6 protein-coding genes are annotated in these 12,654 nt (G+C 50.9%); 2 read left to right on the plus strand and 4 right to left on the minus strand.

The window, feature by feature from the left end; genetic code table 11:
* Position 1: 1 nt before the first annotated feature.
* Positions 2–3,832, plus strand: coding sequence for an efflux RND transporter permease subunit (locus tag KKH67_01100; GenBank protein MBU1317770.1), 3,831 nt, complete (start codon positions 2–4; stop codon positions 3,830–3,832).
* On the opposite strand, the gene KKH67_01105 is transcribed toward KKH67_01100, so the two are convergent.
* The 4 genes from KKH67_01105 to clpX are packed head-to-tail and all read right to left on the minus strand — an operon-like array spanning position 3,819 to position 9,319.
* Complete coding sequence (locus tag KKH67_01105; protein MBU1317771.1) at positions 3,819–5,132, minus strand: adenylosuccinate synthase; 1,314 nt, start codon at positions 5,130–5,132, stop codon at positions 3,819–3,821. The genes KKH67_01100 and KKH67_01105 overlap by 14 nt on opposite strands.
* Before the next feature lie 13 nt (positions 5,133–5,145).
* Complete coding sequence (yihA, locus tag KKH67_01110; protein MBU1317772.1) at positions 5,146–5,733, minus strand: ribosome biogenesis GTP-binding protein YihA/YsxC; 588 nt, start codon at positions 5,731–5,733, stop codon at positions 5,146–5,148.
* The gene (gene lon, locus KKH67_01115) at positions 5,720–8,086 is read right to left on the minus strand and encodes an endopeptidase La (GenBank protein ID MBU1317773.1); all 2,367 of its coding nucleotides are present in this window, start codon (positions 8,084–8,086) and stop codon (positions 5,720–5,722) included. The genes yihA and lon overlap by 14 nt, the downstream gene beginning before the upstream one ends.
* A gap of 3 nt (positions 8,087–8,089) precedes the next feature.
* Positions 8,090–9,319 (minus strand): ATP-dependent Clp protease ATP-binding subunit ClpX, encoded by a 1,230-nt coding sequence (gene clpX, locus KKH67_01120; GenBank protein MBU1317774.1) that lies wholly within the window; start codon positions 9,317–9,319, stop codon positions 8,090–8,092.
* Positions 9,320–10,503: 1,184 nt separating this feature from the next.
* Between clpX and KKH67_01125 the strand changes: the two genes are divergently transcribed.
* The gene (locus KKH67_01125; GenBank protein MBU1317775.1) at positions 10,504–12,447 is read left to right on the plus strand and encodes a hypothetical protein; all 1,944 of its coding nucleotides are present in this window, start codon (positions 10,504–10,506) and stop codon (positions 12,445–12,447) included.
* Positions 12,448–12,654 lie beyond the last annotated feature (207 nt).

The following is a 12,654-nucleotide window of genomic DNA, read 5'->3' on the forward strand; positions in this document are numbered from 1 at the left end:
CATGAGTGAACACATCGACAAGAATAAACAGAGCAGGCACTCCCCAATCGATCGGGTGATCAAATTCTGCCTTGAAAACAAACTCGTTGTGCTCCTCGCCACGCTGTTCTTCATAGCGTGGGGAATCATTGTGGCGCCGTTTGACTGGAATATCCAGGCCATCCCGCGCTATCCGGTTCCGGTGGATGCTATCCCCGATATCGGAGAGAATCAGCAGATTGTCTTCACCGAATGGATGGGACGGTCGCCGCAGGATGTCGAAGATCAGATATCGTATCCGCTGACAGTCTCACTGCTCGGCGTGCCGGGCGTGAGGACAATCAGGAGCTACTCGTTCTTCGGCTTCTCGTCGATCTACGTGATCTTCAAGGATGATGTCGAATTCTACTGGTCTCGCTCGCGGATTCTCGAGAAGCTCAACTCGCTTCCCGCCGGTACCCTGCCGGACGAGGTGCAGCCTGCTCTAGGACCAGACGCTACTGCACTCGGACAGGTCTTCTGGTACACACTCGAGGGCAGAGATGAACGCGGCAATCCGACCGGCGGCTGGGATCTTCACGAACTGCGATCCATTCAGGACTGGACTGTGCGCTATGCGCTGCAATCAGCCGATGGCGTAGCTGAAGTGGCTTCGATCGGCGGGTTTGTTCAGGAATACCAAATCGATGCCAATCCTGACGCTATGAAATCATACGGCGTCACGCTGTCTGATCTATTCATGGCCGTGAAATCCTCCAACATCGATGTTGGCGCAAGAACGATCGAAATCAACAAAGTCGAATATGTCATTCGCGGTCTCGGCTTCATCAAGGAGCTCGCAGACATCGAGAACACTGCCGTGGCCTCGCGCGACAATGTCCCGATTCGCATCAAAGATGTCGCGACTGTATCGCTCGGACCAGCCATGAGACGCGGAGCCCTGGACAAAGGCGGGGCAGAGGCTGTCGGAGGTGTAGTTGTTGTCAGACATGGTGCAAATCCGCTTGCTACAATAACCAATGTTAAAGCTAAGATCGCGGAAATATCGCCGGGGCTGCCAAAGAAGATACTTGGTGATGGCAGCACATCGCAGGTCAGTATCGTACCGTTCTATGATCGAACCGGATTGATTTATGAAACTCTCGGGACTCTCAATACCGCACTCGTTGACGAAATTCTCGTGACCATGATTGTCGTGATCCTGATGGTGATGCACTTGAGAGCATCAGCGTTGATTTCTGGATTGCTACCGTTGACGGTACTGATGGTTTTCATTGCAATGAAGGTATTCAAGGTAGATGCCAACATTGTCGCCCTCTCGGGTATCGCAATTGCAATCGGTACGATTGTCGACATGGGTATTGTTGTCAGCGAGAACATTCTCAGGCACCTGGAGAAAGCTCAGCCGGGTGCTGATCGATTGCAGGTCATATTCCAGGCTGCATCCGAGGTTGGAGGTGCGGTCCTGACTGCCATCTCTACAACTGTAATTTCATTCCTTCCTGTATTCACAATGCAAGCTGCGGAAGGCAAGCTTTTCAAGCCACTGGCCTATACGAAGACTTTTGCGCTCATTGCATCGGTCATAGTCGCAATGACGATCATCCCGCCGCTGGCTCACATGTTGTTCACAGCCAGTGAATCAAGACTGAAATCTCGAAGGCTTCTACCTATCGGACTCGCTATTGGCGCATTAACGCTCATGGTCTGGTCATTCTGGTTGGCGGGTGTATTGCTATTGATTATGGCCGCGTACCAGGCATTCAAGAATCACATTCCAGAGCGCTTTCGAGAGAAAATACCGACCATCACGAACTATATCATAGTCATCATCATCGGTGCACTGCTCGCCGAACATTGGAGGCCACTCGGTTACCAGGTCGGGATAGTCGGCAACTTCGTTTTTGTCGCTCTGCTGCTCGGTGGGATTCTGTTTCTGGTGCAAATGCTGATAAGAGCTTACGAACCAATCTTGAGATGGTGCCTGGCTCACAAGAAGCAGTTTCTCGTATTACCTTTGTTACTGTTGTTACTCGGTACCACGATTTGGCTTGGTTTTGACAGCATATTCGGGTTCATGCCCGGCTGGATACGATCAACCGCACCATATATTGATGTCAATCACGCGTTCCCGGGTCTCGGCAAAGAATTCATGCCTGATCTTGACGAAGGATCGTTCCTCTACATGCCGACTACCATGCCGCATGCCTCGATAGGTGAAGTGCTCGATGTGCTGCAACTCCAGGACAAGGCTTTCAGCAGTATACCGGAAATCGAAACTGTCGTTGGCAAGCTCGGCCGCGTCGACAGTCCGCTCGACCCGGCGCCGATCTCGATGATCGAAACAGTCATAAATTACAAACCGGAATACAGGGTTGATGAGAATGGCAGGGTGCTGAGATTCAAGCACGATGAAGCAGCCGATGAGTTCGCGCGTGATGAATTCGGAGAATTGATCCCCGACAAGAACGGCGAACCGTATCGACAATGGCGCGATCATATAAAATCACCTGATGATATCTGGAAAGAAATTGTCAATGCTGGCAAGATCACGGGCACAACTTCAGCTCCGAAACTTCAGCCTATCGCAACTCGTCTTGTCATGCTTCAATCAGGAATGCGCGCGCCGATGGGTGTCAAAGTTAAAGGTCCCGATCTCGAAACGATAGAGAAAGTCGGGCTGGAGATAGAGAAGTATCTGAAAGATGTGCCGTCAATCGAATCGAACACAGTCATAGCCGACAGGATTGTCGGCAAGCCATATCTCGAAATCGAAATCGACCGCGAGGCGATCGCGCGCTACGGGATATCTGTCCGGCAGGTGCAGGACATAATTGAAGTGGCTATAGGCGGCAAGAAACTGACCACGACAGTCGAAGGGCGTGAGCGGTATCCGGTTAGAGTGCGGTATCAGAGAGAATTGCGTGGGACATTGGAAGACCTGGGTGATGTTTTGATTCCGGCGCCGGAGGGTGTACAGATTCCACTCACACAACTCGCAACGATGAATTTCGTCAGAGGTCCGATGGTCATCAAGTCGGAGGATACATTCCTCGTCGGTTACGTTATCTTCGACAAGAAGCCGGACTATGCAGAAGTGGACGTCGTGCAGGATGCAGAGGAGTATCTCAGCGAGAAGATCAAGACTGGTGAGCTCGAAATACCCGCGGGAGTCAGCTACGCATTTGCCGGAAGCTATGAAAACCAGGTCAGATCAGAGAAGAAACTGAGAATTGTATTGCCCCTTGCGCTCTTTCTGATCTTTATGATCCTCTACTTCCAATTCAGACGAGTCTCGACAAGCCTTCTGGTTTTCTCGGGAATATTCGTTGCATGGTCGGGCGGATTTCTGATGCTATGGCTCTACGGACAGGATTGGTTTCTCAATTTCACGATTCTTGGGATCGACTTCAGAGAGCTGTTCCAGGTGAGGCAACTCAATCTCTCGGTAGCGGTATGGGTCGGATTCCTCGCGCTGTTCGGGGTCGCAAGCGATGACGGCGTGATTATATCGACCTATCTCGATCAGATATTCGCGCGCAGAAAGCCGAGTACAGTTGCTGATATCAGGGAGGCGACAGTGGCCGCAGGCAAGCGGAGAGTACGCCCCGCATTGATGACCGTTGTAACGACAATTCTCGCGCTGCTCCCCGTTCTGACCTCGACCGGAAAAGGTGCAGACATCATGGTACCGATGGCGATACCATCGTTCGGCGGTATGACTGTGGTGATTATAACGATATTCGTCGTGCCCACGCTGTACTGCGCGCTCGCAGAGCGAAGGCTGACGAAGTCATTCCGGAAGCAGAGCTTAGATCCGGCCACACACAACGATCGATCTAATGCACCGTAACATTTCGGTCGCTGGGAGCGAGGGGCGGCATGAGGATTGCCTCGCCTCTTGAAGGCCCGGTCGAAATCAGCGCGACGGTCGCACCGGTGAAATCTTCGATGAACCGCACATAATCCTGAGCTTTGCGCGGAAGATCAGATATATCAGTTACGCCCACGGTCGATGTTTCCCAGCCGCCGAACTTCCTGTAAATCGGATCGGCATTAGACAGATCGTAGCACGAGAATTTGCAAGCAGAGTTCACTGTGTCATTTGTCTTATAGCCTGTGCACACATGAATCTCGCTCAAATGATCGAGGACATCGAGCTTCGTGATCGTCAGATAATTTATTCCATTTATGGCCACTGATCGCTTAAGGAGATTCAGATCGAGCCATCCGCATCGGCGTGGTCGTCCTGTCGTCGCACCGAACTCTTTTCCCTGTTCCTGAATCGACACGCCGATTTCGTCACACAGCTCTGTCGGGAACGGCCCCGCACCAACCCGGGTCGTGTAGGCTTTGACGACACCGTAGATTTCGTCAACATAGTAAGGCGGAATGCCGAGCCCGGTCATGATACCGCCGACGGTCGTATTCGAAGAAGTCACATAGGGATATGTTCCGAAGTCGATATCGAGAAATGTTCCCTGCGCGCCTTCAAACAGAATCGACTTACCTTCCCGGCGCGCGTCGTGCAGGAACGAGCTTCCATCGACGGCGCTCTCTGCAAGACGCTTGCCACACTCGATCAGCCGCTCATGCAGATGGTTTACATTGGCGTCAGCTTCGGATGAAAAGCGGTCGATAACATCGGCCTTCATTCTGAAGTTGGCCTCAAGTTTCTCTTTCAGTTTTTGTGGATAGAAAAGATCGAATACACGAATGCCGCATCGTGAGTACTTGTCCGTGTACGTCGGACCAATGCCTCGAAGAGTCGTTTCAATCTTCTCCGATCCGCGCCCCTCCTCATTGCCCTGTTCCGTCCATTTGTGATACGGCAGCACGAGATGCGCCAGTCCCGATACGAGTACGCGTCCGTCGGTATCGATGCCCTGAGAGTTGAGTTCATCGGTTTCGAAAAAGAGTTGATCGAGATCGATAACGACGCCATTGCCGATCAGACAGGTGCAGCCTTTGTGGAGAATTCCCGAAGGTATCAGATGGAGGATAAACCTCCTGCCATCGATTATCACGGTGTGTCCCGCATTGGCCCCGCCCTGACATCGTGCGACGATATCTGAAGCCTCGGAAAGGATATCTACTACTTTGCCCTTCCCTTCATCACCCCACTGGGTTCCGATTACTGCGCGATTAGGCATGATTCCTCCGTATCTATTTTGTCTGACTATCTATCCAACTCAGGAGTTCATTTTTCCCGCGTCCGGTTTTGGCAGAGAAAACCAGAGGCTCCATCCCGACTGTGAGAACGAGCGACTTCTTTGCTTCGACAATACTCTTTGAAAGAAGATTACCGGAGAGCTTGTCGGCCTTTGTCAGCACAACCACATACACCAATCCGTTCTCGTTCAGCCACTCGTTGAGCTCCTGATCGAGCGGAGTCGGTGGATGGCGGCTGTCGACCAGGTGCACAAGTCCCCTGAGCTTGTCGTTGTTCACCAGATATGACTCAATGAGCTTGCCCCACTGCCGGCTGATCGATTTCGACACCTTCGAGTAGCCGTATCCGGGAAGGTCAACAAACATGATATTCGCGTCGGTCATGAAGAAGTTGACTGCCCGCGTTTTGCCGGGAGTCTGCGAAACTTTCGCGACATTTCTAATGCCGACAAGCCTGTTGAGCAGGGAAGACTTTCCAACATTGGATCGCCCCGCAAATGCTACTTGTGGGTATGGTTCGGCTTTGAAGTCTTTAGGTTTTACAACAGAGTAGAGGTATTCGCAGTTCTTAATCTTTAGCATGATGACCGTTCTTGCCGAAGACGATCCTCAGTACTTCCGAAGCTGTTCTGACTTTATGGATCTTAAGCCCGCTCAGGAGTTCCTTCGGGAGTTCCTTTATGTCTTTCTCATTCTTTCTGGGACAGATTATCTCTTTGATACCCGCGCGTTTGGCGGCGATAAATTTCTCGTTAAGTCCACCGACAGGGAGCACGTCACCCATCAGCGTGATCTCGCCGGTCATTGCAACATCGGTCCTGACCGGTTTCTCGGAAAACGCCGACACGAGCGCTGTCAGGAGCGAGATTCCCGCAGAGGGTCCGTCCTTTGGCACAGCGCCTTCAGGGATGTGCACGTGCACTTCTCTATCTTTGTAGAAATCCGGTTTCAGCTTCAGTTTGCGAGAATTGCTCCTGATGTAGGACAGCGCCGCATTCGCCGACTCTTTTATCACATCGCCAAGTTTGCCGGTTAGGGTCAGTTTCGAAGCCCCATCCATCAGCGAGACTTCTATTGGCAGAATCTCACCGCCGTGCGATGTCCACGCGAGTCCGACCGCTCTTCCAACTCTCGGCCTCACGCCAACTTCGAGTTCTGTATAGCGGGGTGCTCCGAGATACCGCGTGAGGTCCTGCTTTCGTATTGTGAATGCTTTCCGATTCCGGGAGATAACATGTTTCTCAGCGATCTTTCTGAATAAAGACGCGATCAGTCTTTCCAGTTCACGCACACCGGCTTCGCGCGTATAATCGCGCACAACAGTCATGATAGCGTTATCAGGGATGTTGATCTTGAGCTTCTCTACACCGAGTTCGAATCTCAGCTTGGGGATCAGATATTTCTTGGCGATCTCGAGTTTCTCGAAATCAAGATAACCCGGAAGATGAATTACTTCCATCCTGTCGAGCAGTGCGACAGGGATTCCGTGCAGTGTGTTGGCGGTTGTCAGAAATAACACCTTCGATAAATCATACTCGACTTCAAGGAAGTGATCGACGAAGGTGCTGTTCTGCTCAGGATCGAGCACTTCAAGCAGCGCAGACGACGGGTCTCCTCTGAAGTCAGCGCCAATCTTGTCGACTTCATCGAGAAGGAACACTGGATTCGAAGATTCGGCCTTCTTCAAAGATTGAATGATCCGTCCGGGAAGGGCGCCGATGTATGTGCGTCTGTGCCCACGAATCTCGGCCTCATCGCGCACGCCTCCAAGCGACATGCGAACGAATTTCCTGTTGAGCGCACCCGCTATCGACTTCCCGACAGATGTCTTGCCGACTCCGGGAGGTCCAACGAAACAGAGAATCGGTCCCTTGGCGGAACGAATCAGCTGCAGCACGGCGAGATGTTCCCGGATTCGTTTCTTCGCCTTATCCAGACCGAAATGATCGGCATCGAGTATCGCCGACACTGCCCTAAAGTCAGTCCTGTCTTCAGTATGAATTCCCCATGGCATTCCAAGCAGCCAGTCAAGATACGATCTGACGACTGTGGCTTCCGCCGAATAGGGGTGCATCTTTCTAAGTCTGTCTATTTCATCAGTGGCCTTTTCCATCGCCTGGTCGGTTACACTGAGCTTCTTGAGCTTACGAACATATTCATCCGCCTCGGCTTGGTTATCTTCACTCTGGCCGAGTTCTTCCTTGATAGCGCGCAACTGGTGCTGAAGGTAGAATTCGCGCTGGCTCTTGGACAATGACTCCCTGACCGAACCATCAATCTTCTCCTCGATTTTCAGGATCTCGATTTCAGACTTGAGGATGTCTGTCAGTAGCTTCAGATGCGTTCTAAGATAATTCACTTCGAGGAGCTTCTGCTTGACACTGACCTTGAGGAGGGCGTGCGCACTGACAGTATCACCTAACCTCTGAGGGTCCTCGATATTCGAGAGATACAGCAAGACTTCATCGGGTATTCGACGGTTTAGTTTGATGTATTCTTCAAAGTGCGTCACCATTAGTCTGGCGAGAGCTTCGATTTCAGATTCAGCTTTGCCGACCTTGGGGGTGAATGGCGTGCCTCGGATAACAGCGAAATGCTCGGTATCCAGGTACTCAGTCACCTTGGCCCGTGTAATTCCTTCCACAAGCACCTTAAGCATGCCGTTGGGTAGCTTCATAACCTGAAGAATCCGGGCTATGGTTCCGACGCGATAGATGTCTTTTTCGGCAGGCTCCTCTACCGATGAACGCTTCTGCGTGCAGAGAAAAACCAGTTTCTCCTTGACCATCGCCTCTTGCAGGGCGTCGATTGAAAAGTGACGCCCAAGAAGCAGCGGATAGACCATATAGGGGAATATCACCACATCCCTGAGCGGGAGCAGCGGCAATAGGGGCGGAATCTTTATCTCTTCTGAATTATGTGTGATTTGCATCATTCATCACGCGCTTTTGCGCTGCCGCTTTCTCGGCTCAAGGATCGGCGGCTTCTTCTCTTTGACAACTTCTTCAGTAATGATGCACTTGCCAATGCCCTTGTGCGACGGGATATCATACATAATCTCGAGCATTGTCTCCTCGATGATCGATCTCAATGCGCGCGCACCTGTCTTCCGCTTCTCTGCGAGCTTCACGATGGCATCCAGCGCCTCCGAGGTAAATTCGAGTTTCACGTTTTCCATCTCGAAAAGCTTCTCGTACTGTTTTACGAGAGCGTTCTTCGGTTCTGTGAGAATCGCCAACAGCGCCTCTCTCGGCAATTCGTGAAGCGCACTTACGATCGGCAGTCGCCCTACCAGCTCAGGAATCAAGCCGTACTGAAGCAGATCCTCTGGCTCCGTCATTTCAAGAAGTTCGCCAATGTTCTTGTTCACGAGATTCGTGGATGGCGCATTGAATCCGAGTTGCTTTCTGCCAGCACGCCTCGCCACTATTTTCTCAAGGCCGTCGAACGCCCCGCCACAGATGAACAGGATATTTCTTGTGTCAACCTGGATGAATGCCTGCTCCGGGTGCTTGCGCCCCCCCTTCGGTGGTATGGAAGCGACTGTCCCTTCAAGTATCTTCAGCAAAGCCTGCTGCACTCCCTCGCCAGAGACATCACGTGTGATTGACGGATTCGCGTCCCTGCGGGAAATCTTATCTATCTCATCAATGTAAATAATACCGCGCTCTGCCTTGGAAACATCGTGATCCGCCGCCTGCAGCAAACGGACTATTATGTTCTCGACATCCTCACCGACATACCCAGCCTCGGTCAACACAGTGGCGTCGGCGATAGTGAACGGCACTGACAGCATCTTTGCAAGTGTCTGCGCCATCAGCGTTTTACCGGTCCCGGTTGGCCCTATCAGCAGAATATTACTCTTGTCCAATTCTACTTCGGCCGACTTGTCCGGAAAGAAAACACGCTTATAGTGGTTGTAGACTGCCACGGCTATGGTCTTTTTCGATTTGTCCTGTCCAATAATATACGTGTCGAGGAATTCCTTGACCTCCGCCGGCTTGGGCAATTTAAACGGCTCAGTCCTGGTTGCCTTCTGCTTCTCGGTCGTAAGTACATCAGTGCAGAGACCGACGCACTCATCGCAAATGAACGCATTGTAGCCGGAGAAGAGCCTCTGAACACTCTGGGCAGGCTTGCCACAGAAATTGCAGCGTTTTTCTTCCATTTTAGATCACACCTCTACTAAGCTCACAAAAAACTGGGCAGACCGTCTGGTGGTCAGCCCAGTTGATAAATCTACAGATGTCCTAGCCCGGAATCAAGCCTTTTTTTCGAAAACCTTTCTTTCTCATACTGAACTGATCTCAACTGCCATAATGAGCTTTCTACGTATCGCAAAGAAAGATGCGTCCGGTATGGGGCCGATTTGTTCCACTACTTATCCATCGCTTTGCTCACTTGCAGAAGATCATTTGTCCGTCCACGGGATGTTCGCGCCACTGCACCTAATGATAAAGCCGGAAGACCAGGAGATTCCTGAACTTCTCTCAGTAAGAAGTCAGCTTTGTATCTACTCTGCAGTTCTAAAATAGTCCACTACGACCAGCTTGTAACTTATTGCGTCACTTATAGTTATTGCACTTTTACAAAAAGGGGAGCAATTAGTTCGAACCATTATCCGCCTCAGGTGACGTTGCATGTCCTTTTTCGAGAGGCGGATTCACTTGGCTGTGAATTCATAGATTACCGAACGCACACTGGCTTCCGAAATGTATGCCTTACTATACCTGCACATTCAGAGAATTCTTCAATCAAAGCTGATACTACATCGCTCTGGGCGTAATGTTTCTCATTCTGTAGACATTGTCGACTCCGGTCCACTGGCGATTCACGCCCTGCAGATCACATCACAACTGAAACAACTGATTGAATAATCACATCCGTTCGTGCCAAGATCATATCGACCAGCTCTTAGCATCAAAGCCCGGTTGGATCTTAAAACACTCTCCAAAATCCTTCTGACCGGCCAAGATCGTCGGAACGCTTAAGTACTCCCAGAGGTCTCGGTTAGTTTCCGCAAACAATGGCGCAAGCTCCTCTCGGTAACCTAAGTCTTACCATCGAGTTTAACCTCGAATCTAGTCGGCTTCAGGGTGAAGCGCATTCAATGCCTTCAAATAAAGTACGCAGCTAAGGAAACACCACTTAATACACTACCCATCGCGTTGCCTCATAGCAAAAGGTAACCGAGGGGTCATTGACAATACCTCTTGACACTTATTGCGGGCTTGGGTATTTTGAAATAGCGTAATCCTCACAGATATAGCACCGCACTTTCATCTCATCAAACCGATGGTAGATCGGTTTCTGTGCCCAGATACTGTTCACACCATTTTCAAGGAGTTTATTATGTACTGCAATTGGAACAAGAAATGGGAGCAATATGGAATTGTAGGTCGTATACTGCTCATTATGATCGCCTGTGCTTTTTGGCTTCACACCGATACTGTATTCGGACAATATGAGATCTCGCTGGAGATTCCGACAGAGCTGAAACACCTGATGATCAACAATACAGTGACAGGCGTTTACGAGATGGTCGACTACAACACTGTTACCTTGCGGGTAAGGCTGGTAGCGGAGGTAAATACCTATGTGACGTCTCCGAATCACACAAACATTGGCAGCTATGCGATAAGAAATCAAGCGGTCACGTTTCACATCCAGAGAGAAGACGGAACAGAGCGGCCGACGCAGACAGCCCACACCGATGCCGACGGTTGGGCAGAAGATACAGTCTGGAATCTACCAGTCGAGCAGGACTGCGCGATTCCACCATGCTGGGAGATGTATACTTTCTGGGCCGAATATGATGGCAGTGAATGCACTTATACAGCCAGCTATCCGATATACTATGGACCTTCCACATCAGACCCCGACTCCATGCTTCTGGCTGACTACAACGCTCCGATGCCACTGCCACCCGAGCTTGATTGGGCTGGTGGTATTGTGCATAGCACTGTTGGAGCAACGCTTATAGTCCCGGGCGGCGCAATCGCCTTCGGAGACACCATGATCGTGACTATAGATCCAGTCTTGAATATTCCCCCACCTTATGGCATACCGCCGCAATTTGAGCCTGTGGCTTACGCGCGCGACCTAAGCGAGACTGGGAATCTCTTTGAAAAGAAGGTTCTCTGCGTGATACCCTACGGCCCGTCCGATATATGGAACGTGGGTGAACTGAGTCAGATGATGTTCTTCTTCGACCCGAATTTGCCTGCCTGGCTGCCATTTACAGACTACTGGATCGACCCTGACAACCATTCGATCACTTTTTTGACAGATAACTTCACAGTTTTCGGAGCCGCTGGCGAACCGGACGGAGACTTCGATAACGTCTCGAATGATGACGAGGAGACTCTTCACAACACAAATCCAGATCTGGCCGACACGGACGGTGATCTCCTCAGCGATGGTGAGGAGTTGCTTACATATCATACAAATCCTACAAATGTTGATAAAGACGGCGACGGTTACAGCGACAGCGACGAAATCGCTACCGGCTCGGATCCTAACAACAAATACCACACCGAGGTATGCCCTCCGGTTTTCACTGACGCTTTCACAGATTGTTCCATTGACAACTGGCAAGTGTCGCAATCAGAGGGCACCATCCAGGCAACCGAAGATGCATTCGTGACCTATGGCTGTGGAGTAAGGATGAATTCCAAAGGCAGTGGATATGCATACGCCAGGAGTCCCGACATTGGCCTGAACACGGAACAGGAATACCACGTAGTGCTTCACTTCATGGTGCCAGAGGCTGACAACCACTGGTTTATGGTAATGGATAATGGGCACGTTCATTTAGTCATAGATTACGGCACAGATCTCCGGGCATGGCAGGGAAGCTCGGGCGGGATCATGCATCTACGTACGCTGCAAGCAGCGCAGTGGTACTACATCGCGTGCAAAGTCTATCCAAGCCTTGGGAAGTATGATATCTTCGTCGGCAGCGATTCGCTCGGCAGAGCAAATTTCCTCAGTTCGAGTGCCAGCCCGAGATTCAGAATCGGAGATATTCACGATGGGTCAATCGACTATGGTGAAGCGTTTTGGGACGACATTGCCATATACGGTGATGTCACATTCATACGGGGAGATGCAGATTCGAGCGGCGGCATCGATATCGATGATGTCGTTTATCTTATCGCGTACATTTTTGGCGGTGGGTCAGCACCCGATCCATTAGAAGCTGGTGATGCTGACTGCAGCGGAGCGATTGATATCGATGATGTTGTTTACTTGATTGCTTACATCTTCTGCGGAGGCGATCCACCCGGCTGCTGACGTCGGACCAGAAGATACAACGAAGTGGGCAGCATCAAGTATCTACTACCGACAGCATTCTGTGCCCTAGGAGTCTGTCGGAATACCCTACCTGGATTTCGAATTTATGTGGTTTAGATTTGTGATTTTGACTGGATTGTGGGATTTTTCGTTGGGAAGGTAAGTTTCAGCCTGATTGCACTTCGGATGAATCTCTCCCCGGCAGGC

Source organism: Candidatus Zixiibacteriota bacterium (assembly GCA_018820315.1).
Classification (GTDB): Bacteria; Zixibacteria; MSB-5A5; order JAABVY01; family JAHJOQ01; genus JAHJOQ01.